This window comes from Polaromonas sp. P1_F2 (assembly GCF_056405735.1).
In genome coordinates, this window is record NZ_JBFUBN010000003.1 from 253,733 (window position 1) to 278,746 (window position 25,014).

The following is a 25,014-nucleotide window of genomic DNA, read 5'->3' on the forward strand; positions in this document are numbered from 1 at the left end:
CGCCTTAGCCTCTGACACCGATTCCTGAACCGGCCCGCCATTTATGCAATCCAACGTCCCGAACTCAACCGCTGCCGAGCTCGATCTTGCGGTCAACGATCTAGGCCCCCTCGCATGGGTGCTTGACGAGCTTCGCAAGTCGCTGGACGGCGCTGCCAAGGCGCTCAAGCGTTTCGTGCGGGACGCGGAAGCCGCCCGCGGTTCCGATCTCACGGCCATCGATGCCAGCCAGCTGCGGATTGCCCGCCAGCAACTGCACCAGGCCGTGGGTGCGCTCGAGATGGTCGGCCTTGCGGGGCCCGCACTGGTGCTGCGCGCGATGGAGGCCGCGGTGCAGAAGTTTGTGCAGCAGCCCGAGCAATGCAACCAGGACGCCGCCGGCAAGATTGAACGGGCCAGCTTCGCGCTGACGGAATACCTCGAAGGCGTGCTGGCCGACAAACGCGTTTCGGCCGTATCCCTGTTTCCCCAATACCGCGATGTGCAGGAACTGGTCCGCGCCGACCGTATCCATCCCGCCGACCTGTGGCCTTTCGAATGGCGCTGGCTGGAGCCCGAACTCCCGGCCACGGCCGAACCGCGCAACTACGATGACAGCGCGCGCGCCGTGCTGGACCAATCGGTGCTGCAGGTCATGAAGGGCAAAGCGCCGCAGGCCGCTAAAAACCTCAAGGAACTCAGCCTTGGATTTGCCGCACGGCAGGCCGATCGCCAGCCCCGTATCTTCTGGAAAATAGCCGCGGCCTACTTTGAAGCGGTCGCCAATGAACTGCTCGGCTCGGACCTGTATGTCAAGCGCGCCGCTTCCCGCATCCTGATGCAGTACGCGTCGCTGGCCAAAGGCGACACGGGTGTGTCGGACCGCCTGGCGCAGGACCTGCTGTTTTTCTGCTCGCAGGCGGTTTCCGCGCGCGCCAGCGACACGCCGGTGCTGTCGGCCGTGCGCTCGGCCTACGGCCTGAATCGCTTCAAGCCCGTCGATTACGAACTCGTCCAGTTCGGGCGTTTTGACCCGGCCCTGCTGGCGCAGGCCCGCAAGCGCATCACTTCGGCCAAGGAAACCTGGTCGTCACTGTCCGCCGGGGACGCCAATAAATTCAAGACGGTCAGCGACCAGTTCAGCCTGGTGACCGATTCCCTGCTCAAACTCCATCCGCCCAGCGAGCCGCTGGCGCAGGCCCTGAGCCGGGCCGTGGAAACCACGGTGCGCTCGGGCCATGCCCCGGGCATTGAACTGGCGATGGAAGTGGCCACTTCGGTGCTGTACCTGGAAGCCGCGTTTGACGACCTGGACCCCAACGATCCGCAACTGGCGGTGCGCACGGCCAACCTCGCCGAGCGTCTGGAAGGCGTCAGGGCCGGCGGGCAACCCCAGCCGCTGGAAGGCTGGATGGAAGAGCTGTACCGGCGCGTCAGCGACAAGCAGACCATGGGCAGCGTGGTGGGCGAATTGCGCATCTCGCTGGGCGAGCTTGAAAAATCACTGGACGTGTTCTTCCGCAATCCGCAGGACAAGGTGACGCTGCAAGCCGTTCCCGGGCAGCTCTCGCAGATGCGCGGCGTGCTGTCCGTGCTGGGGCTGGACCAGGCCTCCCACGCGGTGCTGCGCATGCGCGACAGCGTCGAGCAGATGCTGGTCACCGAAGTCGACGAGCAGCAGGCGCGCGCCGCGGGCACGTTCGAACACCTGGGCAACAACCTGGGTGCCCTGAGCTTCCTGATCGACATGCTGAACTACCAGCCCGCGCTGGCGAAGAAGCTCTTTGTCTACGACGACGAAAAAGGCGAGCTCCGGCCGCTGATGGGGCGCGCGCAGAATGCGGCGAGCGCCGCTTCGGCCGTTACCGTCAACAGCGACATGCTGTCCCAGGAAGTCATTTCCGTGGTGCAGGATGCCGGCCAGGGCGAAACCGACGCCAACCTCACCATCAAGCTCGATGCCCTGGCGACCCATGCGGCGCTGGCCGAACAGCCGGCTTTGGCCCAAACCGCGCGTGACGCCGCTGTTGCCGTGTCCGCAAGCGATGCCGACGCCGCCGCAACCGCAATGACGACGCTGGCGTTCACCGTGGCGCCGGCACCGGCCGCGCCTGCAAGCCCGGCCGCGTCCGACGACTTTGAAGAAGACGACCTGCGCGACATTTTCCTGGAGGAAGCGCGCGAAGTGATCGGCAACGGCCAGGAAGCCCTGGCCGCGCTGGCCTCGGATCCAGGCGACATTTCGCAGCTCACCGTCCTGCGGCGCGCTTTTCACACCCTCAAAGGCAGCTCGCGCATGGTCGGGCTCAACGAGTTTGGTGAAGCCGCTTGGTCGCTGGAGCAGATGCTCAACACCTGGCTGGCCGACCAGAAGCCCACCACCGACGAATTCAGGGCCCTGTCTTCGGAAGCCATGAGCGGTTTCGCCGACTGGATCGCGGACATCGCCGCAAACCAGGACGGCGCCTGGGCGGCCTCCACCTTCCGCGCCAGCGCCGACGCGATGCGCACCGAAGGTCGCTACAGCCCGCTGGTCCCGGCCGCCAAAGCCGGCGTTGCGGATGTGCCTGCCGTTGCAGCCGTTGTTGAAGTTGCGCCCGCCGCCGAGGCTTTCTCCATGCCTGACTTTGAGCTGGACGCCGGCACGCCCGTAGCCGCGAGCGCGGCACCTGTCGAAGCGCAGGCGACCGCGACCGACCTGGACTTTGACCTGGTGTTTGACGACCTGGACGCCGCCGCGCCAGCCAAGCCCGCCGAGCCGGTGATTGCGCCCGCGGCCGAGATCGCCGGCATCGACTTCGAAAGCCTGTCGGCGATTTCCGCGGACGCCGGTGTTCCTGTGGCCGCCGATGCCAGCCCGGCGCTGGAACTGGACGCGGCCGAAGCCATCGAGCTGTCTGACGCGGACTTCGACAAGCATTTCCATGCCGAAGCAGCCGAACCGGTAGCAACCGACCTGAATTTCGATCTTTCTGCACCTGCACAGCCGCTCGCAGCGGCACAGGCCCCCGCTTTCGACGAACCCGTTCCCGTCCAGGAGCTGGATGCACTGGATCGCGTGGAAGCGACCGACAGCGCCATGTCCGCAGACGGCAGCGGCGATGAGCAGGTCAAGGTCATAGGTACTTTGCGCATCGGCATCCCGCTCTACAACGTCTACCTGAACGAGGCCGACGAATGGTCGCGCAGGCTGGTGACGGAAGTGAGCGAGTGGTCGCTGGAGCGTAACCAGCCGGTTAGCGACTCCACCGTGGCCCTGGCGCATTCCCTGGCCGGCAGCTCCGCCACGGTCGGTTTCGACGCGCTGTCCGAAATGGCCCGCGCACTGGAGCAGGCACTGCAGCAATCCCGCGCGCATCACCGCAACGGCGCCGCCAAGTACGGCCAGATCTTTGTGGACGCGGCGGAAGATATACGCCGCCTGCTGCACCAGTTCGCCGCGGGCTTCCTCAAGGAGCCGGATGCCGGCGTGCTTGACCGCTTGAGGCAACTTGATTTCTCCGACTCGGTCCTGCCGCCCGGCACCGATTTTTCCGACTACGATTTCGCGCCCGAAGAGCCGGTCCTGGACTCCGCTCCCTTGCCTGAGCCCGAACCGGAATTTGACCCGGTGCTCATGCAGGCCGTCGAGGAAGCCCCTGTCATCGAAGTGCCCGCACCCGCACCCGCCCCAGTACCTGTGCAGGCCGCGCCTGTGCCGCCGCCCGCCGCGTTTGTCGCGCCGCCGGTGGCTGTCGCCCCGCCGGTGCGGCTGGTCACGCCTGCTGCGCCTGCTGCGCAGAATTTCGGCGACGAAGAGGACGAGGAAATCGATGCGGTCGACGCGATCGATCCCGACCTGTTCCCGATTTTTGAAGAAGAAGGCGCCGAACTGATGCCCCAGCTGGGCGGTGCGCTTCGGCAGTGGTCCGCGCGGCCCGACAACCAGGGCGCGCGCATGGAGGTGCTGCGTGCGCTTCATACGCTCAAGGGCAGCGCCCGGCTCGCCGGCGCCCTGCGCCTCGGCGAAATGGCGCACCGGATCGAATCCGAAATTGAGTTCCTCGGCTCCGACGCCGCGGCCTCGGCCGAGTTCGAACCCCTGATCAACCGTTTTGACGCGATGGAAGCGGCTTTTGAAGCGCTGCGCAACGCCGATGCGGCGGCTGCCGCCGCGCCCGTGGTGCTGGCGCCCCTTGCCGCTGCCGAGCCCGAACCGGCCGCCGCGACTGTCGAAGCTGCCGCCACGCCCGGCGCTACTGAAACGGCGGCGGAAAGCGCCGCGCCGGTTGCTGCCGCGGCTGCGCCTTCCGGCTCGCGCAAACTCTCCGTACCGGCGCCGCAGACCATGGCCATGCAGCCCTTGCGGCAAGCAGCCAATGCCTCGATACGCGTGCGCTCCCAGCTGCTGGACCGCATGGTCAACCAGGCCGGTGAGGTCATGATCACGCGCTCGCGCCTGGAAGCCGAGCTCAGCCAACTGCGCGGTTCGCTGAACGACATGAGCGGTAACTTGAACCGCTTGCGCCAGCAGTTGCGCGACATCGAACTGCAGGCCGAAACCCAGATGCAATCGCGCCTCGCGCAGGCCAAAGAAGCCCAGGCCGGTTTCGACCCGCTCGAGTTCGACCGTTTCACCCGCGTGCAGGAACTGACGCGCATGATGGCCGAATCCGTGAATGACGTGGCGACCGTGCAGCGCACCTTGCAGCGCACGGTGGAAGCCACTGAGGACGACTTGATCGCCCAGGCCCGCCAGACCCGCGAGCTGCAGCGCGACCTGCTGCGCACGCGCATGGTGGAGTTTGAAGGCATTTCCGAGCGTCTGTACCGCGTGGTGCGCCAGGCATCCAAGGAAACCGGCAAACAGGTGAAGCTGGACCTGCTGGGCGGCACCATCGAGATGGACCGCGGCATGCTGGACCGCATGACCCCCGCCTTCGAACACCTGCTGCGCAACTGCGTGGCCCACGGCATTGAAAGCACCGAGACCCGGACCAACGCGGGCAAGGACCCGGTCGGCCTGATCACCGTCCATCTGCGCCAGGAAGGCAACGACGTTTCAGTCGACTTCAGCGATGACGGCGCCGGCCTGGACCTGCGCCGCATCCGCGAAAAAGCAATCAGCCTCGGCATGATCTCGCCGGACCAGACCCTGGAAGACAGCGACGCCGCCAACTTGATCTTCATGCCCGGCTTCTCCACCGCCGCCCAGGTGACCGAACTGGCCGGCCGCGGCATCGGCATGGACGTGGTCCGCTCCGAGGTCAACTCGCTGGGCGGCCGGATTGAAACTTCCACCGTGACAGGCAAAGGCACCCACTTCAAGCTGGTGCTGCCGCTGACCACGGCCGTGACGCAGGTGGTGATGATCCGCGCCGGCAACCTCTCGGTGGGCGTGCCCGCCAACGTGGTTGAAACCGTGCGCCGCGCGTCCGCCAAGGAACTGCAGCAGGCCTACAACACCGGCACGATGGAGATCGCCGGCGAATCCATGCCTTTCTTCTGGTCGGGCGCCCTGCTGCAAGCTTCGCACCACAGCGGCGAAGTCCAGGGCAAGACCACGCCTGTCGTGATTTTCCGAAGCGCCGCGCAGCGCATCGCCCTGCACGTCGATGAAGTTCTGGGCAACCAGGAAGTTGTGGTGAAGAATCTCGGGCCGCAGCTGTCGCGCCTGCCGGGCCTCGCCGGCATGTCCGTGCTGGCATCCGGCGCCGTTGTGCTGATCTACAACCCGGTCGCGCTGGCTTCGGTGTACGGGCAGCAAGCCCGCGCCTGGAGCACCGACCGCGCCGAGCCGCATGTGCTCGAAGGAGCCGGCGCTACGGCGGCGGGCGGCGCCGCGAAAGCCCCGGCCTTGATACCTTCCGCGCCGCAGATTCCGCTGATTCTGGTGGTCGATGATTCCATCACGGTGCGCCGTGTCACGCAGCGCCTGCTGCAACGCGAAGGCTACCGTGTCTCCATGGCGGCCGACGGCCTGCAGGCCCTTGAGCGCCTGCAGGAAGAGCGGCCGGCGGTGGTGCTGTCGGACATCGAAATGCCGCGCATGGACGGCTTCGACCTGGCGCGCAATATCCGCGCCGACGTGCGCCTGAATAACCTGCCCATCATCATGATCACTTCGCGCATCGCTGAAAAGCATCGCGAACACGCCAAGGAACTCGGCGTTGACCACTACCTGGGCAAGCCGTTCTCCGAAGAAGAGCTGATGAGCCTGGTGCGGCACTACTGCGCCGCCGAGGCCGCGATCTCCGCCTGAGTTTGCAGGCTTCCGCCTGCAACGCAGGGGGAATCTGCGCAGGCCGCTCTCGTCAGGAGAGCGGCCGTCTCAGGTTCTTGCCTCAGGCTTTTTTCACCACCGCATAGCGCCGCAGCGTCAGCGCACGGGCTTCGTCGTGCTGCACGATGGGCAAGGGGTAGTCCTGGCCGAGCACCACGCCCGCGGCGGCCAGTTCCAGCGGCCCGGCCAGCCAGGGGCTGTGGATGGCAGGGGCGGGCAGCTTTGCCAGCGCTGGCACATACCGGCGGATGAAGCTGCCGTCCGCATCGAACTTTTCGCTCTGGCTGACCGGGTTGAAGATCCGGAAGTAGGGCTGCGCATCGCAGCCGGTGCTTGCCGCCCATTGCCAGCCGCCGTTGTTGGCCGACAGGTCGAAGTCATTGAGATTTTCGGCAAAGTAGCGCTCGCCCCGGCGCCAGTCGATGCCCAGGTCTTTCACCAGGAAGCTCGCCGTCACCATGCGCAGGCGGTTGTGCATATAGCCGGTCTGGTTGATCTGTGCCATCGCGGCATCGACCAGCGGGTAGCCTGTGCGGCCCCCGCACCACGCCTCGAACAGCCTGTCGACCTTGTCGCCGCTTTCCCAGAGGATCGCATCGTATTCAAGTTTGAACGCGCTGCGCACGGCGTGCGGGAAGTTGCCCAGAATCTGCGCGTAAAAATCCCGCCAGATCAATTCACTGAGCCAGGTCGCGGCGCCTTCGCTGCCCTTGTGTTCCGGGCTCAGCGCCGCGGCGGCCAGGCGCCGGATCGACACCGTGCCGAAGCGCAGGTGCACGCCCAGGTAGCTGGGCCCCTTGATGGCGGGGAAGTCGCGCGCCGACTTGTAGTTCGCCATACGGCCTTTGAATTCCTCAAAAAGCCGGTCGGCACCTTCGCTGCCGGTGGGTATCCTGAGCGCCGACAGATTGGTTTTCTCGAACCCAAGTTCGGCCAGCGAGGGAATGGCGTGCTTTTCATCGGGTACGGGAGCCAGTGCTGCCGCGTAACGCTCCACCGGGTAAGGCTTGAGGTAAAAATCGTCCACCTTTTTGAGCCAGGCGTTCTTATAGGGCGTGAACACCGTGTAAGGCCAGCCCGCCAGCGTCAATACCTCCTGGCGCTCGAAGATCACGTGGTCCTTGAAGCTGTGAAAGGCCACACCCCGGCTTTCCAGCGTGGCCTGCACGGCGGCGTCGCGCGAGAGGGATTGGGGTTCATCGTCATGGTTGGCGAACACTGCGTCAACGGACAGCTCCGCAGCCAGCCTCGGCACGGCCTCGCCAGCATGGCCGCGCACCATGATGAGGCCCGCATTCGGCTTGCCGTTCGCGGCGCCCAGCCGCTGCAGCTGGCCGCCCAGGCTCAGCACGGATTCGTGTATGAATTCCACGCGGCGGTCGGCCCGGGGCAGGGTGTCCAGGATGTCCCGGTCGAACACGAAGACACAAAACACCTGCTTACAAGCCTTCAGCGCGTGGTGCAGCGCGGCGTTGTCCTGGGCCCGCAGGTCGCGCCTGAACCACATCAGGCCGGCCCGGTATTTCTTTTGCATGGTGGGATGGTAGCGAAAGGCCCGCATGCCGTGACCCAGGCCCCCAGTGCGCGTAAAATCCCGACATGGCCACGGATTCCGCATCGATCAACCTCACGCATCACTTCCTCATCGCCATGCCGGGGATGGACGACGAAGCTTTCGCCAAAAGCGTGGTCTATATGTGCGAACACAGCGACCGCGGCGCGCTGGGGCTGGTCATCAACAAGCCCAGCGACATCAACCTCAAGAACCTGTTTGACAAAGTCGAGCTGCCATTGCGCCGCGACGACCTCACGCAAGCCCCGGTGTTCCAGGGCGGCCCGGTGCAGACCGAGCGCGGTTTTGTGCTCCACGAATCCATGATGCCCGGCAATGAATCGGTCTATGCCTCGACCATGACGATTCCCGGCGGCCTCGAAATGACCACCTCCAAAGACGTGCTGGAAGCCCTCTCTACGGGCGCCGGCCCGCGCCGGGTGTTTGTCTCGCTCGGCTACTCGGCCTGGGGCGAAGGCCAGCTCGAATCGGAAATCTCCGACAACAGCTGGCTCACCGTCGCCGCCGACGTCGGCGTGATCTTCGACACGCCGGTCGAGCAGCGCTACGACAAGGCACTGATGCTGCTGGGCCTCCAGAGCTGGATGCTCTCTCCCGAGGCCGGCCACGCATGAGCCTCGCGGCCATGCCTTTTTCACAGGCCACCGGCCTCCAAACCTTTCTGGCTTTCGACTTCGGTCTCAAGCGTACCGGCGTGGCCACCGGCAATGTGCTGACGCGCACCGCCTCGCCGCAAGCCACCATCGCCGCCGAGGGCAGTGATGCCCGCCTCAAGGCCGTGGAAGCGCGCATCAAGGAATGGCAGCCCGATGCGCTGGTGGTCGGTATCCCTTTTCATCCCGACGGCGCCAGCCACGACAATACCTTGCGCGCGCAGAAGTTCGCCCGCCAGCTGCGCGGTCGCTTCGGCCTGCAGGTCTTCGAAGTCGATGAGCGCTACAGCACCACCGAGGCCTTGGCCGGCGGCGCGCTTGACGCCGACGCCGCTTCGGCCTGCATCATCCTCGAGCAGTTTTTAAGGAGTCTTCCATGAGCAGCCTGACATTGGACGCGGAGGCGCTGTATAGCGACCTGCTGCGCGGCATGCGCCAGCAGCTGGCGTCCTATCCCCAGCCTCCTTTTCTGGTCGGAGTGGCCTCGGGCGGCGCCTGGCTGGCGCAGCGCCTGCAAAAAGACCTTGGCCTGGCCGGTGAGGCCGGAATTTTGTCGTCTTCCATGCACCGCGACGATTTTTCGCAGCGCGGCCTGGCCTCCAGCGGGCAGACCCTGCTGCCCTTCGACGTGAACGGCACCCACCTTATCGTGGTCGACGACGTGCTCTACACCGGCCGCACCATACGCGCGGTGCTCAACGAACTGTTTGACTACGGGCGCCCCGCCAGCGTCAAGCTGGTGGTGCTGGTGGACCGCGGCGGGCGCGAGTTGCCCGTGCAGCCCGACCTCGCCGTGGCGCGGGTGGCCCTGCCGGCCTCGCAGTCGCTGGAACTGGCGCGTGCCGAAGACGGCAAGTTCAGCTTCCAGGTGCAGGAACACCTGGCCTGAGCCCGAGACCCAAGACCCAAGACCCAAGAGCAGACCCAAGAACACAACGAGACCCATAAGAGAACAAGAGGAGTCCACACCGTGCTGTACCGACGAAACCCGCAACTCAACAAGAACGGCGAGCTGATCCACCTGCTGTCCATCGAAGGCCTGCCAAAGGCCACGCTGACGCAAATCCTCGACACCGCCGCCAACTTCGTCAGCGTCAACAACCGCGAAGTCAAAAAAGTCCCGCTGCTGCGCGGCAAGAGCGTTTTCAACCTGTTCTTTGAAAACTCCACGCGCACCCGCACGACCTTCGAGATCGCCGCCACGCGCCTGTCGGCCGACGTCATCAACCTGGACATCGCGCGCTCTTCGGCCTCCAAGGGCGAGTCCCTGCTGGACACCATCGCCAACCTGAGCGCCATGGCGGCCGACCTGTTTGTGGTGCGCCACAGCGAATCGGGCGCGCCCTACCTGATCGCCCAACACGTGGCTCCGCACGTGCACGTGATCAACGCCGGCGACGGCCGCCACGCGCATCCCACGCAGGGCTTGCTGGACATGTACACCATACGGCACTACAAAAAGGACTTCAGCAATCTCACGGTTGCCATCGTCGGCGACGTGCTGCACTCCCGCGTGGCGCGCTCCGACATCCACGCGCTGACCACGCTGGGCTGCCCCGAGGTGCGGGTGGTCGGCCCCAAGACCCTGGTGCCGGCCGACATGGCGCAGATGGGGGTGCGTGTCTGCAACACGCTCGAAGAAGGCATCAAGGGTGCCGACGTGATCATCATGCTGCGCCTGCAGAACGAACGCATGTCGGGCGCGCTGCTGCCCAGCAGCCAGGAGTTCTTCAAGAGCTTCGGCCTTACCACCGAGAAGCTGCAACTGGCCAAACCCGACGCCATCGTCATGCACCCGGGCCCCATCAACCGCGGCGTCGAGATCGACTCGGCGGTGGTCGACGGCACGCAGAGCGTGATCCTGCCGCAGGTCACCTTCGGCATTGCGGTCCGCATGGCGGTCATGAGCATAGTTGCCGGAAACGAAGCCTGAACACGCGCGGAGAAAAAGAATGAAGATACTCATAAAAAACGGCCGCGTCATCGACCCCGGCTCCGCTTTCGACGAAACCTGCGACGTGGCCATCGCGGCCGGCCGCATCGTCTCGCTCAAAAACACACCCGTCGATTTCGCGCCCAACAAGACCATAGACGCCACGGGCTGCATCGTCGCGCCCGGCCTTATCGACCTGTCGGCCCGGTTGCGCGAGCCCGGGCATGAACACGAAGGCATGCTTGAAAGCGAGCTGGCCGCAGCCGTCGCCGGCGGCGTGACCAGCCTGGTCTGCCCGCCCGACACCGACCCGGTGCTCGACGAGCCGGGTCTCGTGGAGATGCTCAAGTTCCGCGCCGAAAAACTGCACCAGTCACGCGTATTCCCGCTGGGCGCGCTGACCCGCGCGCTCAAGGGCGAAACGCTGACAGAGATGGCCGAGTTGACAGAGGCGGGCTGTGTCGGTTTCAGCCAGGCCGAAGTGCCGCTGGCCAACACCCAGGTCATGATGCGCGCGCTGCAATACGCCTCGACCTTCGGCTACACCGTGTGGCTGCGGCCGCAGGAGCTCTACCTGGGCCAGGGCGTGGCCGCCAGCGGCGCGCTGGCCACGCGCCTGGGCCTGAGCGGCGTGTCCGTCGCTGCCGAGACCATTGCACTGCACACGATTTTTGAACTGGTGCGCGCCACCGGCGCGCGTGTGCACCTGTGCCGCATCAGCAGCGCCGCGGGCGTGGCACTGGTCGCCAGGGCCAAGGCCGAGGGCTTGGCCGTGAGTTGCGACGTGAGCATCAACAGCCTGCACCTGACCGACGTGGACATCGGCTACTTCGACAGCCGCATGCGGCTGGACCCGCCGCTGCGCCAGCAACGGGACCGCGACGCCATACGCCAGGGCCTGGCCGACGGCACCATCGATGCGCTGGTGTCCGACCACACGCCGGTCGACGAAGATGCCAAGACTTTGCCCTTCGCCGAGGCCGAACCGGGCGCCACGGGCCTGGAACTGCTGCTGGGCCTGGCCTGCAAGTGGGGCAGCGACAGCGGCGCCGGGCTGGTCCGCGCGCTGGCGGTGCTGACCAGCGAGCCCGCACGCGTGCTGGGTGATGCACTGGGCACCTTGCAGGGCAGTTCGGGGCGGCTGGTCAAGGGCGGCGTGGCCGATCTTTGCGTGTTCGACCCCAAGGGTGAATGGACGGTCGAGCCGGCCGCGCTGCGCAGCCAGGGCAAGCACACGCCATTCTCCGGCCACCAGATGCCGGTGCGCGTGCGCTGGACCGTGGTGGGCGGGCAGCTCGCCTATGAAGCTTCGCACTGAGGCGCGCGCAAATCCATGAGGTGGCTTCGCTTCTGCTGGACGCTGCTGCGCGCCGCCGTGCACGCGGTGCAGGGCTTCTGGACGATCAAAACACTGTTTCCCAAGCTGGACCAGGCCGACCAGGAGGCGCGCGTGCAGGTATGGGCCGGGGCCATGCTGCGCATCGTCGGCATCGAACTGGTCGTCAAGGGCACACCGCCCGCCGGCGGCCCCATGCTGCTGGTGGCCAACCATATCTCCTGGCTGGACATCCTGGTGATGCACGCCTCGCGCCACTGCCGTTTTGTCTCGAAAGCGGACGTGCGTGACTGGCCTTTCGTGCGCACGCTGTCCGACGGCGCCGGCTCGCTGTACATCGAGCGTGAATCGCGGCGCGACGCGCACCGGGTGGTTACGCAGATGGCCGAGCGCCTGCAGGCCGGCGACATCCTGGCGGTGTTTCCCGAAGGCACGACGGGCGACGGCATCACCCTCAAGCACTTCCATGCCAACCTGATCCAGGCGGCCATCGAGGCCTCGGTGCCGGTGCAGCCGGTGGCGCTGAAATTCATCGACGCGGCCAGCGGCGCCGTCAGCTTCGCGCCCAGCTATGTCGATGACGAGACCCTGGCCGGTTCGATTTGGCGCACCCTTACCGCTCCGCCGCTCAAGGCGGTGGTGGTTTTTGGCGAGCCGCAGCAGCCTCAGGGGCAGACGCGGCGGGTGTGGGCGCAGACGCTGCGCGAAGACATCGAAGCGCTGCGGCAGCAGGCTTAAGGCGCCGCACTTTCTTCGCGAGGGAAGGTCACGACGTGGTCGACTTCCGCGCGTATGCCTATCCATTCGCCCAGCGCGTGGTTGTGGTGTGAAGGCACATGCGCCATCACCGTCTCGCCGGTCTGCAGCTTGAGCGTGTACAAAAACTCCGACCCGCGAAAGGCCTTGCGCTGGATCTGCGCTTTGACCGGGGCGTTGTCGTCGTGCACGATGTCGTCGGCCCGCAGCAGCACGTCGCACAGGCCGCCGGCATAGGCGCCCGGCAGGGGGCATTCCAGCATGTCCGTGAGGTCGCCGAGCGCGGTGTGCACCACCACCTCGTCGCCGAGCTGCTCGATATGGGCTTGCGCGAACACCCCATGGCCGATGAAGTCGGCCACAAAGCGCGTGGCGGGGCGGTGATATAGCGCGTAAGCCTCGTCCCACTGGTGCAGCCGGCCCTGGTGCATCACGCCGATGCGGTCGCCGATGGCGAAGGCCTCGAGCTGGTCGTGCGTGACGAACAGCGCCGTCGCCCCGGCGGCCTTGAGGATGCCACGCACCTCGTGCGCCAGGCGTTCCCGCAGGTCCACGTCGAGGTTGGAAAAGGGTTCGTCCAGCAGCAGCAGGCGCGGCTGCGGCGCGAGCGCCCGTGCCAGCGCCACGCGCTGCTGCTGGCCGCCCGAGAGCTCATGCGGGAAACGCTTGTGCACGTTGCCCAGGCCGACGAGTTCCAGCACCTCGCCCACGCGCTGCTGCCGCTGGGCGGCGGGCAGGTGAGTCAGGCCGAAAGCGACGTTGTGGGCGGCGTCAAGATGGGGAAACAGCGCGTAATCCTGGAACACCATGCCGATGCGGCGGGATTCGGCCGGAATGTGGACGTCGGCGCTGCTGACGAGCTGCCGGGCCAGCGTGATGCTGCCGGCATTGGCGCGCTCCAGGCCGGCGACGGCCCGCAGCAGGGTGGTCTTGCCGCAGCCCGAAGGGCCGATCAGGACCCCGATCTCCCCCGCCTGGAGGCTGAAGGACACGCCGTCGACCGCGGGCTTGGAACGGCCGGCATAGTGCACGCCCAGCTGGGAGATATCCAGAAACATGGGCTCGATTGTAGGGCCCTGGATGCTTACAATTCTCATTTGCAGTGACCGCTGCAACACCACGGCGCGCGCAGCGAGGGGAGGGCCTCTTTCTGCAGAGGCCTTTTTCCGGGTCTACATGCTGCGCCGCCTGATTTCCACAGTTCCTTCCGCCGTGCTCTTTTTGTTGGTGGGCCTGCTCACCTTGCCGGTCGTGGCCGTGGCACTGTCCTGGCTGCAGTTCGACGCCCAGGCGCAGTCCATCCTGCTGCAGATGCTGCAGACGGTGCTGCCCGACTACACCACCACCTCCCTGCTGCTGTGCATCAGCGTGGCCTTCGGCGTGGCGGTGGTGGGCATGGCGACGGCCAGCGCGGTGACCTTGTTCGAGTTTCCGGGCCGCCGGGTGTTTGAATGGGCGCTGCTGTTGCCGTTGGCCATGCCGGCCTATGTACTGGCCTATGCGTACACCGACTTCCTGCAGTACGCCGGCCCGCTGCAAAGCTGGCTGCGTGCGTCTTTCGGCCTGCAGGGGCGGCTGCTGCCCGAGGTGCGCAGCCTGGGCGGCGCGGTGCTGGTGTTCACCGTCGCGCTTTACCCGTATGTCTATTTGCTCGCGCGCACGGCCTTGTCAGAGCGCGCCGTTCACCTGATGGAAGCGGCCCGGTTGCTGGGCGCGCCGCTGTCGCGTCGCATACGCGGTGTGGCGCTGCCGCTGGCGCGCCCGGCTGTGGCCGCCGGCGTCGCGCTGGCGCTGATGGAAACGCTGGCCGATTTCGGCGTTTCCAGCTACTTCGGAATTCAGACCTTCACCGCCGGTATTTACAAAGCCTGGCTGTCCATGGACAACCGCATCGCCGCCGCCCAGCTGGCCACGGTGCTGCTGTTTTTTGTCGCGCTGCTGCTGTGGATAGAACACGGCGCACAAAAGCGCATGCGTTTCGCCACCGGGCGCGGTGCGCGCGCCGGCGCGCAGGATGCGGCGCCGGTGCAGTTGCGGGGCCTGCGCGCCCTGTCGGCCTGGGCGGTGTGCGCCGTGCCGATCGCGCTGGGTTTTGTGCTGCCGGTGCTGTTCATGCTGCGCCCGCTGGCGCTGGGCTGGGACAACTTGCTCTGGGACAAATTCTTCGGCTGGGCCTTGAACAGCGTCTGGCTGGCGGGCCTGAGCGCGCTGCTGGCCACCGGCCTGGCACTGGGCCTGGCCTTCGCGGTGCGTCGCAAGCCCCGGCTGCTGACCCGGGCGGCGGTGCAGCTGGCAAGCCTGGGTTATGCGGTGCCGGGCGCTGTCATCGTGGTCGGCCTGCTGCTGCCCGTGGGCTGGCTGCAGGCGGCCGCGCCGCAAACCGGCGCGGGTTACTGGGTCACGGCGACGGTGCTGGGCATTGTCTGGGCCTACCTGGTGCGCTTCAGCGCCGTGGCCCTGCAAAGCCTGCAAAGCGGTTATTCGCGTATCCCCGCCAGCTTTGACGACAGTGCGCGCATGCTGGGCACGCCCGGCCTGGGCATACTCGCGCGCGTGCACTGGCCGCTGCTCAAGCGATCCGTCGCGGCGGCCGGCCTGCTGGTGTTTGTCGACGTCATGAAAGAGCTGCCCGCCACGCTGGTGCTGCGGCCCTTCAACAGTGACACCCTGGCGGTCGTGACCTACCAGCTGGCGCGCGACGAGCGCCTCGGCGAGGCCGCCCTGCCGGCGCTGGCCCTGGTGCTGGTCGGCCTGTTGCCGGTGGCGCTGCTGAGCCGCACCCTGCGCTCAAAGTAACGCGCAGTCCTCAGGCCTTTGCCTTGATGTAGCGGTATTCCTGGGTGAGTCCGCCGAAGCCGTAAGCCTCGGCGCGCACGTCGTGCACGTAGATGTAGCTTTCATCGTGCACATTGCCCAGCAGCTTGCTGAAGGCGGCAAAGGCCTCGGCCACGTACTGCGCTTTCTCGTCCTTGGTGTTGGTGCCGTCCACCACCTTGATGTCGAAATAAAAACTGTTCTTGCCCTGGCTGGCCAGCGTGCTGCCGCCCACAATCCAGTGTTCGGGCGGAACGAAGTCGATGGCGATGGCGGTGAGCTCGCGTTTTTTGCGCAGGATGCGCGTGGTCAGCTCCAGCAGGGTTTCGGCGATGGCGTTCGTCAGTTGGGGGCTGGCGGGCTGGCTGACTTTGACATTGAGGATGGGCATGTGATTTCTCCGGTGGGTTGAAAATTAATAGTTAGCTATGCAACTATATGGGCAAAAAAAGGAATAAAAAAGCGTTTCGTGCGCTTCATTTCAGCGCGGAAGACACGCTCCTGACACGGGCTACGGTTTCATCGAAGTTCTCCTTTCCGATCTGTTGCTGGATGCGGCGTGTCACGTCGCCGCTGGCTTTGTTGATGCCGGCATGCATTGCCTCGGCCTCGGCGGTGGGAAACACGGCCCAGTGGCGGCCGTCGGATTCCAGGCTCCTGCGTTCAATCAGCCCCAGTGCCTGCAGGCCGTCGAGCAGGCGCGTGGCGGTGGGGCGCGAGATCGTCAGCTCATCGGCAATCTCGTGCTGCGGCATGCCGGGCTGCTTGAGCACCAGCCGCAGCATGAAACCCTGCGAGGGCGTGACGCCGAAGGGCTTGAAAGCCAGCGTCCACTCCTTGTCGACCAGGCGGGCCAGCGCGGTGGTATTGAAATAAAGGCAGTGGTCAAACATGGATGCACTGTAGCGGAAATTAATTAGCTATGCAACTAGTTGCGAAAAGCCGCACCCCGCAGGAGGCGTGGGGGCCCTTCCGCAGGCGCCGCCATCGGGCTGTAAGCATGAGCCTACGCCCATCGAATACGCGGGCCTACGGCGGGTGCATGGCTTCCGCCGTAAGGTGAATTCAAGTCCGTTGCCCGCAGGCCTCGTGCTTGTGGCCACTGGGCGAATCACCCATTTTTATGAGGAAAACACCATGAACCACGACCGCATGGAAGGCAATTGGCGCCAGTTCAAGGGCAAGGTCAAGGAGCAGTGGGGCAAGCTCACCGACGACGACCTTGACGTGATCGCCGGCAAGCGTGAACAGCTGCTTGGCAAGATCCAGGAACGCCACGGCCTTAGCAAGGAAGAAGCCGAAAAGCAGGTTGCCGTGTGGAAGGACCGCAACCCGACGGACTTCTTCGAACGCTATTGAGCCGCCTTCCTCCATCCGCAAGCGCCCGCAACGAATACAACGATTCACACCATCCCAAGGAGCCACCCATGAAAACCACCAAAACCAGACTGCTCATGCTGACCGCCGTGATGTCCTGCGCTTTTGCCGGCAACGCCATGGCAATGACCAAGGAAGAGTACAAGGCCCAGGAAGACCGCATCTCGGCCGACTACAAGGCCAGCCGCGACAAATGCGGCACCCTGAAGGACAACGCCAAGGACATCTGCGTCTCGGAAGCCAAGGGTGTTGAGAAGGTCGCCAAGGCCGAACTCGAAGCCCAGTACAAGCCCGGCCCCCGCAATACCGAGAAAGTAGCCTTCGCCAAAGCCGACGCCGCCTATGACACCGCCAAGGAAAAGTGCGACGACCAGAAGGGCAATGCCAAGGACGTCTGCATCAAGGACGCTAAGGCAGCCCACGTCAAAGCCAAGGAAGACGCCAAGGTGGTGAAGACTGCGGCCGACACCAGCAAGGACAAGAGCGAAAAAATGGCCGACACCCGCAAGGAGGCCGGTTCCGAGAAACGCGATGCCGAATACAAGGCCGCCAAGGAACGCTGCGATGCACTAACGGGCGCCGCCAAGGACGGCTGCCAGAACGATGCCAAGGCCAAGTACGGCATGAAATAGTGTGAGGCCGCGCCAGCGGCACTCACCAGCTCACGGACACCTGGAAATCCCGGCCATGCACCTGCATGCCGGGATTTCTCATTTTCGTCACCCTTTCCCAAGGACAGCACTGGGGCAAGGTAGCCGCTCCGGCGGCTATTCCGTAGGCGCTCCTAAAATAAGCGCTGCGCGGCAGCCGTACCGACCGCCCGCTTAATAACAAAGGTCCGCATGCTTGTTCAGGATGGTTTGCCCGCGCGCGAGCGCACGCGTGCGTTGCTGGTCATCATTCTGGGCATCGTCATGGCGGTGCTCGACGGCACCATCGTCAACCTCGCGCTGCCCGACATCACGCGCGAACTCAATGCCACCGCCGCGCAGTCCATCTGGGTCATCAACGCCTACCAGGTCGCCACGCTGGCGCTGTTGTTGCCGCTGGCCTCGCTGGGCGATATCGTCGGCTACCGCCGCGTCTACCTGGTCGGCCTTTCGGTCTTCACACTGGCTTCTGCCGCCTGCGCGATGGCCGATTCGCTGACCACGCTGGCGCTGGCCCGCGTGCTGCAGGGCCTGGGCGCGGCCGGCCTGATGAGCGTGAACACGGCGCTGGTGCGCCTCATCTACCCCAAACACCTGCTGGGCCGCGGCATCGCCATCAACTCGCTGGTGGTGGCCACGGCCTCGGTGGCCGGGCCCTCGATCGCGGCGGCCATCCTCTCCGTGGCTTCCTGGCCCTGGCTGTTCGCGCTCAACGTGCCTTTCGGCCTGTTGTCGGTGTGGCTGGGCCGCAAGGCCTTGCCTGACAACCACGCCAAGGCCGCGGGCCGGCTGTCAGCGATCGACGTGACGCTCAACGCGCTGATGTTCGGACTGGTGTTTCTGGGCGTCGACGGCCTGGGCGTCCGCATTGAAACCGCGCCCGGCGGCGCGCCTGCCGGCTCGTTGTGGCTGCCGCTGGCCGAACTCGCGGCGGGCATCGTTATCGGCGTGGTGTATGTGCGGCGCCAGCTGGCCCAGCCGCTGCCGCTGTTCCCGCTGGACTTGCTGCGCATACCCGTCTTCGCGCTGTCCATGGGCACGTCCATAGGCGCTTTTTGCGCGCAGACCCTGGCCTATGTGAGCCTGCCCTTCCTGCTGCTGGGCAACTACGGCTTCACCCACCTGCAGGCCGGTTTGCTGCTGACGGCCTGGCCGCTGGCCATTGTGGTGACTTCGCCCGTGGTGGGACGGCTGATAGGGCGCTATTCCGGTGGTGTGCTGGGCGGTATCGGCATGGCGCTGCTCTGTCTGGGCCTGGTTTTGCTGGCGGTGCTGCCGCCGCACCCGTCGCAGCTCGACATCGTCTGGCGCATGGCGCTGTGCGGCATAGGCTACGGCCTGTTCCAGTCACCCAACAACCACACCATCATCACCTCGGCGCCACCCCACCGCAGCGGCGGCGCCAGCGGCATGCTGGGCACGGCGCGGCTGACCGGCCAGACGCTGGGCGCAGTCCTGCTCGCGATGATCTTTGCGATGTTCGACCCGCAGGGTGGGCATGGTTCTTTTGTGGCGCTGTGGCTGGCGGCCGGCTTTGCGGCCGTCGCAGGTGTATGCAGCGTTTTGCGGATGCGCCAGCCCTAGAGCCGCTCAAAAACCCTCCTGGCGTTGTTGCGCCGCCTTGCCGTACCGGTGTACTGTCTGCGGCGTCGCGCCTAGCCAGGACCGCTCCGCTGGGTTTTATGAGCGGCTCTAAAACCCAAGAAAGCGTTTAAGACAAGCGAGCTACGGCTGCGGCTTGCTGAATGCTTTGCAAGGTCACGCGACCCAGGGGCTTGCCCTCCGCATCCACAATCGCGGCCTCATTCGCGCCGGCGTCCAGCATGGCCGACAGCGCATCACGCAATGGCGTCACGGCCGGCAGGCGCGGCGCATTGGCGGCGGGCGTGCCGCTTTCCACATAGGGGCCGGCCGTCAGCAAAGCCAGCCGCTTGAGTGAGCGATCGCCGCCCACAAAGGCTTCGACGAAGGCATCCGCCGGGTGCGCGAGTATGCGTTCGGGCGTGTCGTACTGCACCACCTTGCCGTTGCGCAGGATCGCGATGCGCGAGCCCATGCGAATGGCTTCGTCGATGTCGTGTGTGACAAACACAATGGTCTTGCCAAGCTCGCGCAGGATGCGCAGGAACTCGTCCTGCAGGCGCGCGCGCGTGATCGGGTCTATGGCGCCGAAGGGTTCGTCCATCAGCATCACCGGCGGGTCCGCCGCCAGCGCGCGCGCCACGCCCACACGCTGTTTCTGCCCGCCCGAGAGCTCGCGCGGAAAGCGGTTGCGGTAGATAGCCGGGTCCATATGGACCAGCGCCAGCAGTTCATCCACACGTTTGGCGATGCGCGCCGAATCCCAGCCCAGCATTTTGGGCACGGTGGCCACGTTCTCGGCCAGCGTCATGTGCGGAAACAGGCCCACCTGCTGGATCACATAGCCGATGGAGCGGCGTAGCTCTACCGCATCCATCTTGGTGACGTCGCGCCCACCCACTTCGATGCGCCCCGAATCAGGCTCGACCATGCGGTTGATCATGCGCATGGTGGTGGTCTTGCCGCAACCCGAGGGGCCAATCAGCACGCAGATCTCGCCGGTGTTGACGGTCAGCGACAAGCCGTCTACAGCCGACTGGGCACTGCCGCCGAAGGACTTGGTGAGGCGGTCGAGTGTGATCATGCGCGAAGCCCTTGGGGAGTCATGCGGCGCTGCAGCGCGCCAAAAAGAAAGTCGGTGCCCAGCGCCAGCAGCGCCACGGGGATGGCGCCCACCAGCAACTGGGGAACGGCCATCATCGCGATGCCCGCGGTGATGAAGTCGCCGAGCCCGCCGCCGCCGATGAAGGCGGCCAGCACGGCGCCCGAAATGATCTGCACCGCAGCCGTGCGCAGGCCCGCGAAGATGACCGGCATGGCCATGGGCAGCTCCACCTGCCACAGCAAGGCGGCGCGCGTCATGCCCATGCCGATGGCGGCGTCCACCGCGTCGGCATCCACGCCGCGCATGCCGACGATGGTGTGCGTCACGATGGGCGGCAGCGCGATCAGCGTGAGAGCAAAGAGGGCGGGCGTAAAACCGGTGCCCAAAATCGGCATCACCAGCGCCAGTACGGCCAGCGAGGGCAGGGTGCGGCCCACGTTGGCCGCGTTGACCACGGCCAGCGACAGGCCGTTCCTGCGCGCCACGGCAATGCCGGCCGGAATGCAGATCAGCGCGGCGATCAGCAGGGCCGATGCCGACAGCGCGACGTGCACGCCCAGCGCGCGGTAAAACTGCGCGGGATGGGCAAGGACATAGTTCCAGGCGTCGGCAAGCATCAGGGCCTCTTGGGTTTCAGGCTGCGCGCCGGTTTTTCAGGCGCCGCTCGAGCAGGGCGAGCGCCAGGTCGACGACGACGGACAGCGCGCAGACCGTCAGCGCGCCGGTCCAGATCTTGGCCGGATGGTCGCTTGCGATGCCATTGAAGATCAGCGTGCCCAGGCCACCCGCATTGACGTAAGCCGCCACCACCGTCACGCTGATCACGGTGACGGCCGAGACGCGCAAGCCCGCCACAATCAGCGGCAGGGCCAGCGGAAGCTCGATGCGCCGCATGATTTGCGCCTTGTTCATGCCCATGCCACGCGCCGCGTCGATGATGTCGGCTGGCACCTCACGGATGCCGGTGGCCACGCTACGGATCAAGATCATCAGCGAAAATGCCACCATGGTGATGATGGCGTTGGTGCGGCCCAGGCCCACCACGGGAATCAGGAAGGCCAGGAAAGCCAGCGTCGGGATGGTGTACAGAAAACCCGAGATGGTCATGACCGCGCCGTAGAGCTTTTCACGCCGCGCGGCCACGACGCCGATGACCAGCGACAGTGCGAAAGCAATCACCAGCGCCGTCAGCGAAATCGCGACGTGCTCCCACAGTGAATACAGCACGTCGGGCCAGTTGCGCAGAAACCAGCTCATGCCGCGCCCTGGCGAGCGGTTTCAAGGCCGAACACGCCCGCGGCGACGGCGGCCTGGATGCGGTCTATGTCGGGGCCCAGCGGGCGGTCTTCGTCCAGCACAGGAACCAGCTTGCGCACTTGCGCAAAGGTGCGCCGCGCGCCTTCGCCCATCTGCGCAGGGTCCAGTTCGCGCAGATCCACCGCCTGGGCGGCCACCAGCAGTTCGATGGCGATCAGGTAGTGCACGCGCTCCACCAGTTCGCCCAGTTTTTCCGCCACGCCCAGCGCCATGCAGGCATGGTCTTCCAGCGCTTCGGACACCGGCAGGTAATCGAGCGACCCGGGGTTGGCGCGCAGCCGCACCTCGGCCCAAAGCGCAGTCAGGGTTTTCTGCACCGTAGCAAAACCCGAATGGGCCGGGCCGTGGCGCGTGAGCTGCAGCGGCAGGCCGGTGAGAGCCGGTGACATGAAACGCTGGCTGCGCGACACCGACATGCTGGCCGCCTGGGCCAGCGCAATCGCCGAGGCGTCCAGCGCCAATGCCAGGGCCGGCACGTGGAAGTTGCCGTTGGAGAGCATCAGCCCTTCCTCGGCCAGCACCAGCGGGCTGTCGGCCGCGCTGTTGAGTTCAATCTCGACCTGCGCGCAGGCCGCGTCCACCATGTCGCGCGCGGCGCCGTGCACCTGCGGCACCACGCGCATGGACACCGGGTCCTGCACACGTCGTGCGGCGCCGGGCTCCAGCAGGGCGCTGCCCTTGAGGAGTTCGCGCAATTGGCGTGCCACCTCGACCTGGCCCGCTGCCGGCCTGGCTGCCACCGCACCAGGGTGCAGCGGCGACAGGTTGGCCCTGAAACCTTCATAACCGAGCGCCACGGCGGCCAGCCAGGCGTCCAGCGCCACATGGGCGTCATGCAGCACCAGCGCGGCACGGGCCGTGGTGGCGGCGTTGGAACTGATCAAGGCGAGACCGTCCTTGGCGCCCAAGGTCACGGGCTGCAAGCCGGCGCGTTCGAGCGCGGCGGCACCGTCCAGTATTTCACCGCGCACCTCGGCCTGGCCTTCGCCGAACAGCGGCAAGGCCAGGTGCGAAAGCTGGGGCAGGTCGGCCACGCCGATGGAGCCGAAGCGCGGCACCACCGGATGCACCTGGGAGTTCAGCATTGCGATGCAGGCGTCCAGCACGGCGGGCGAGACGCCCGAGCCGCCGCGCGACAGGCCGGCGATGCGGGCGAACTGCATGGCGCGCACCGAGGCCTTGTCATAGGCCGGGCCCACGGCCACGGCCCGGGCGCGCACGGCGCGGCGCTGGTAGTCTTCAAGATCGCCTTCGGCCAGCACCGCGCCGGTGTTGGCGCCCAGCGCCGAATTGAGGCCGTAGATGGCCTGGCCCGAAGTGGCCAGCCGCATGACCAGCTCACGCGCCGCGACTACGTGTTCACGCGCCTGCGGTGCCAGTGAAACCGGCTCACCACCGCGCGCCACGCGCACCAGGTCATGGATGCCCAGCCATTGTTCCCCGACCGCGAGTGTCATGACGTGCAAGCTTTCACGGTGAGGGTGCGGGCGAGCGCCGGGAGATGCGTATTACTTGACCAGTCCCTTGGACTTCAGGAAATCGCGGGCCACGTCCTTGGGTTCGAGCTTTTCGCCGTCGACCTGGAAGTTCATCTGGGCCATGGAGGTTTCGTCGAGCAGGGCGCTCACGCGGTTCAGCACTTCACCGATCTTGGGGTTGGCATCCAGCGCTTCCTTGCGGATCACGGGCACCACGAAATAAGGCGGCCACAGGCTCTTGTCGTCGCGCAGGCGCTTGAGCTTGAGCGCGCTGATCATGCCGTCGGTGGAGTAGCCGTTGACGACCTGGATCTGGTCGTTCTTCAGCGCCTGGTAGCGCAGGCCGATGGCCATCTGCAGGTCTTCACCGAAGACCATGTCGTACTTGGCCTTGAGGCCCGGCAGGCCGTCTTTGCGGTCGCGGAACTCGGGGCCGGCGCCGACCTTCAGGTCCTTGGCGGCCCTGGCCAGGTCGGACAGGGTTTCGAGCTTGAGCTTCTGGGCGGTGTCGGCGCGCACCACCATCACATAGCCGTTGTTCAGGTTGGACTGGTTCAGCACCACAAAGCCCATCTTGGCATAGGCGTCCTTGACCTTGTCGTACACGGCCTTGGCGTCCGTCATGGGCTCCTGCTTGAGCACGGCCAGCAGCATGGTGCCGGTGTATTCAGGGTAGAAATCGATCTGCTTTTCTTCCATCGCCTTCTGGGCGATCAGCGTGCCGCCCAGGTTGAGCTTCTTCTCGGTCTTGATGCCGGCGGCCTCAAGCGCCTGCGCGTAGATTTCGGCCAGCACGAACTGCTCGGTGAAGTTTTTGGAGCCGACACGCACGGCCTGCTGGGCGTGCGAGGCGAGCGGCGCGAAGGCGGCCAGCGCGAAAGCGGACAGGGCCAAAAGTTTGCTGATCTTCATGGTGATCTCCGAATAGGTTGCGGCGAACTGAAACAAGGAATCTTCCGGCCCGTTGCATGCACATCCCGTGCCTGGAAACCGCGCCATCCTGGTGCTTCCGGCGCTTCAACTTGTATATACAACCTAATAATAGTAGCATATGGAAATAGCGTGTGCAAGACGGAAAATCACCCGGTGATCCCTGTTTTCCGCATAAACAAAACAACAACCGGAAGCCTGGCCGCCGGTGCCTTTTCCGCCTTACCCCGGCCTCACCGCCGGTTCCGCCTCCCGTGTCCTTTCTTCCTTCCGTCTCTCTCCTGAAGGCCAGCGTGCCCGGCGCCATGGTGTGTGTGGTCATCGCCCTGGCCGCGACCTTTCTGTCCGAACACTACGGCGGGCCCCAGCTGCTGTATGCCTTGCTGATAGGCCTGGCCTTTCACTTCCTCAACAGCAACCCCAAGGTCAAGACCGGCGTCGATTTTTGCGGCCGCACCCTGCTGCGTGTCGGTGTCGCCCTGCTGGGCGCGCGCATCACGCTGACGCAGGTCGCCAAGCTCGGCGTCGAGACCGCGCTGGTCATCGTCGTCGCGGTGGCGCTCACCATCGGGTTCGGCTTGCTGCTCGCGAAATGGCTGAAACGCCCGCGTGAGGAAGGCGTGCTCTCGGGCGGCGCGGTTGCCATCTGCGGCGCATCCGCCGCGCTGGCGATTTCCTCGGTGCTGCCGCAGACCAAAGAAAACGAACGCTTCACCCTGCTGGCCGTGGTCGGCGTCACGGTGCTCTCCACCTTGAGCATGATTCTTTACCCCTTCGCCCTGAAGCTGATAGGGCTAGCGCCCGCGCAGGGCGGCATCTTCCTGGGCGGCACCATCCACGACGTGGCGCAGGTGGTGGCGGCCGGCATGATGCTGGGCCCCGAGGTCGGCGATACCGCCACCGTGGTCAAACTGTTTCGCGTGATGCTGCTGATGCCCATCGTGCTGCTCATCGCCATCAGCTACCGCAAGCACCCCGACGCCAAGGCGGTAGACGAGGAAGTCCCGCTGGTGCCCGGCTTCCTGCTGGCCTTCATCGTGCTCGTGCTGCTGGCCACCATAGGCGCTTTCACGCCGGCCATGACGCAGGCCGCCAGCGACACCTCGCGCTGGCTGCTGGTCACGGCCATCGCGGCGGCCGGCATCAAGACCAGCTTTGAAGATCTCATGAAACTGGGCTGGCAGCCCGTGGCCATGCTGGTCGGAGAGACGATTTTGATCGCCGCGCTGGTGCTGGGCGCGGTGATTGTGCTGCGGCTCGGGCTGTAAAG

General features: G+C 65.7%; 21 protein-coding genes. 12 read left to right on the forward strand and 9 right to left on the reverse strand.

What is annotated here, in order from left to right:
- The first annotated feature begins 43 nt into the window (after positions 1-43).
- A complete protein-coding gene (locus tag AC1D0O_RS08180) occupies positions 44-6,220 on the forward strand; it encodes a hybrid sensor histidine kinase/response regulator (protein ID WP_477653037.1) in 6,177 nt (2,058 codons plus the stop codon).
- An 82-nt stretch (positions 6,221-6,302) separates the two neighbouring features.
- Here AC1D0O_RS08180 and AC1D0O_RS08185 read toward each other — a convergent pair whose 3' ends face one another.
- Positions 6,303-7,775 (reverse strand): cryptochrome/photolyase family protein, encoded by a 1,473-nt coding sequence (locus AC1D0O_RS08185; RefSeq protein ID WP_477653038.1) that lies wholly within the window; start codon positions 7,773-7,775, stop codon positions 6,303-6,305.
- Positions 7,776-7,840: 65 nt separating this feature from the next.
- Between AC1D0O_RS08185 and AC1D0O_RS08190 the strand changes: the two genes are divergently transcribed.
- The 6 genes from AC1D0O_RS08190 (at position 7,841) to AC1D0O_RS08215 (ending at position 12,474) form a co-directional block, all read left to right on the forward strand.
- Entirely contained in the window at positions 7,841-8,428 is a 588-nt protein-coding gene (locus AC1D0O_RS08190) for a YqgE/AlgH family protein (RefSeq protein ID WP_007864998.1), read from the forward strand.
- Positions 8,425-8,847 (forward strand): Holliday junction resolvase RuvX, encoded by a 423-nt coding sequence (gene ruvX / locus AC1D0O_RS08195; RefSeq protein ID WP_477653039.1) that lies wholly within the window; start codon positions 8,425-8,427, stop codon positions 8,845-8,847. The genes AC1D0O_RS08190 and ruvX overlap by 4 nt, the downstream gene beginning before the upstream one ends.
- Complete coding sequence (gene pyrR / locus AC1D0O_RS08200) at positions 8,844-9,356, forward strand: bifunctional pyr operon transcriptional regulator/uracil phosphoribosyltransferase PyrR (protein WP_477653040.1); 513 nt, start codon at positions 8,844-8,846, stop codon at positions 9,354-9,356. Before ruvX ends, pyrR begins: the two co-directional genes overlap by 4 nt.
- Positions 9,357-9,437: 81 nt before the next feature.
- Positions 9,438-10,400, forward strand: coding sequence for an aspartate carbamoyltransferase catalytic subunit (locus AC1D0O_RS08205; RefSeq protein WP_411878034.1), 963 nt, complete (start codon positions 9,438-9,440; stop codon positions 10,398-10,400).
- A gap of 19 nt (positions 10,401-10,419) precedes the next feature.
- Complete coding sequence (locus tag AC1D0O_RS08210) at positions 10,420-11,718, forward strand: dihydroorotase (RefSeq protein WP_477653041.1); 1,299 nt, start codon at positions 10,420-10,422, stop codon at positions 11,716-11,718.
- A 15-nt stretch (positions 11,719-11,733) separates the two neighbouring features.
- On the forward strand, positions 11,734-12,474 hold the full coding sequence (locus AC1D0O_RS08215) for a lysophospholipid acyltransferase family protein (RefSeq protein WP_477653042.1): 741 nt from the start codon (positions 11,734-11,736) through the stop codon (positions 12,472-12,474).
- Here the strand turns inward: AC1D0O_RS08215 and AC1D0O_RS08220 are convergent.
- Entirely contained in the window at positions 12,471-13,550 is a 1,080-nt protein-coding gene (locus AC1D0O_RS08220) for an ABC transporter ATP-binding protein (RefSeq protein WP_477653043.1), read from the reverse strand. The genes AC1D0O_RS08215 and AC1D0O_RS08220 overlap by 4 nt on opposite strands.
- Before the next feature lie 118 nt (positions 13,551-13,668).
- Here AC1D0O_RS08220 and AC1D0O_RS08225 point away from each other — a divergent pair, with 118 nt between their 5' ends.
- Complete coding sequence (locus AC1D0O_RS08225) at positions 13,669-15,288, forward strand: ABC transporter permease (protein WP_477653044.1); 1,620 nt, start codon at positions 13,669-13,671, stop codon at positions 15,286-15,288.
- 10 nt (positions 15,289-15,298) lie between these two features.
- Here AC1D0O_RS08225 and AC1D0O_RS08230 read toward each other — a convergent pair whose 3' ends face one another.
- Positions 15,299-15,697: a tautomerase family protein gene (locus AC1D0O_RS08230; protein WP_477653045.1), complete on the reverse strand. Its 399-nt coding sequence runs from the start codon at positions 15,695-15,697 to the stop codon at positions 15,299-15,301.
- An 85-nt stretch (positions 15,698-15,782) separates the two neighbouring features.
- On the reverse strand, positions 15,783-16,199 hold the full coding sequence (locus tag AC1D0O_RS08235; protein WP_477653046.1) for a MarR family winged helix-turn-helix transcriptional regulator: 417 nt from the start codon (positions 16,197-16,199) through the stop codon (positions 15,783-15,785).
- A 244-nt stretch (positions 16,200-16,443) separates the two neighbouring features.
- On the opposite strand from AC1D0O_RS08235, the gene AC1D0O_RS08240 reads away from it, so the two are divergent.
- The 3 genes from AC1D0O_RS08240 to AC1D0O_RS08250 all read left to right on the forward strand — a co-directional run bounded on the left by AC1D0O_RS08240 (position 16,444) and on the right by AC1D0O_RS08250 (position 18,917).
- A complete protein-coding gene (locus tag AC1D0O_RS08240; protein ID WP_477653047.1) occupies positions 16,444-16,665 on the forward strand; it encodes a CsbD family protein in 222 nt (73 codons plus the stop codon).
- A gap of 68 nt (positions 16,666-16,733) precedes the next feature.
- Positions 16,734-17,315 (forward strand): hypothetical protein, encoded by a 582-nt coding sequence (locus AC1D0O_RS08245; RefSeq protein WP_477653048.1) that lies wholly within the window; start codon positions 16,734-16,736, stop codon positions 17,313-17,315.
- A gap of 210 nt (positions 17,316-17,525) precedes the next feature.
- A complete protein-coding gene (locus AC1D0O_RS08250; protein ID WP_477653049.1) occupies positions 17,526-18,917 on the forward strand; it encodes an MFS transporter in 1,392 nt (463 codons plus the stop codon).
- A gap of 127 nt (positions 18,918-19,044) precedes the next feature.
- Here AC1D0O_RS08250 and AC1D0O_RS08255 read toward each other — a convergent pair whose 3' ends face one another.
- Genes AC1D0O_RS08255 through AC1D0O_RS08275 form a run of 5 tightly spaced genes read right to left on the reverse strand, consistent with a single transcriptional unit; the run spans position 19,045 to position 23,726 of the window.
- Positions 19,045-19,998, reverse strand: a complete 954-nt coding sequence (locus AC1D0O_RS08255; RefSeq protein ID WP_477653050.1) for an ABC transporter ATP-binding protein — start codon at positions 19,996-19,998, stop codon at positions 19,045-19,047.
- Positions 19,995-20,636 carry an ABC transporter permease gene (locus AC1D0O_RS08260; RefSeq protein ID WP_477653051.1) on the reverse strand — a complete coding sequence of 214 codons (642 nt, stop codon included), beginning with the start codon at positions 20,634-20,636 and terminating at the stop codon, positions 19,995-19,997. Before AC1D0O_RS08260 ends, AC1D0O_RS08255 begins: the two co-directional genes overlap by 4 nt.
- Positions 20,637-20,652: 16 nt before the next feature.
- Positions 20,653-21,276 (reverse strand): ABC transporter permease, encoded by a 624-nt coding sequence (locus AC1D0O_RS08265; protein WP_477653052.1) that lies wholly within the window; start codon positions 21,274-21,276, stop codon positions 20,653-20,655.
- Positions 21,273-22,793 carry an HAL/PAL/TAL family ammonia-lyase gene (locus tag AC1D0O_RS08270; protein WP_477653053.1) on the reverse strand — a complete coding sequence of 507 codons (1,521 nt, stop codon included), beginning with the start codon at positions 22,791-22,793 and terminating at the stop codon, positions 21,273-21,275. The genes AC1D0O_RS08265 and AC1D0O_RS08270 overlap by 4 nt, the downstream gene beginning before the upstream one ends.
- A gap of 51 nt (positions 22,794-22,844) precedes the next feature.
- The gene (locus tag AC1D0O_RS08275) at positions 22,845-23,726 is read right to left on the reverse strand and encodes a glycine betaine ABC transporter substrate-binding protein (protein WP_477653054.1); all 882 of its coding nucleotides are present in this window, start codon (positions 23,724-23,726) and stop codon (positions 22,845-22,847) included.
- Positions 23,727-24,049: 323 nt separating this feature from the next.
- On the opposite strand from AC1D0O_RS08275, the gene AC1D0O_RS08280 reads away from it, so the two are divergent.
- Positions 24,050-25,012, forward strand: coding sequence for a YeiH family protein (locus AC1D0O_RS08280; RefSeq protein ID WP_477653312.1), 963 nt, complete (start codon positions 24,050-24,052; stop codon positions 25,010-25,012).
- Positions 25,013-25,014 lie beyond the last annotated feature (2 nt).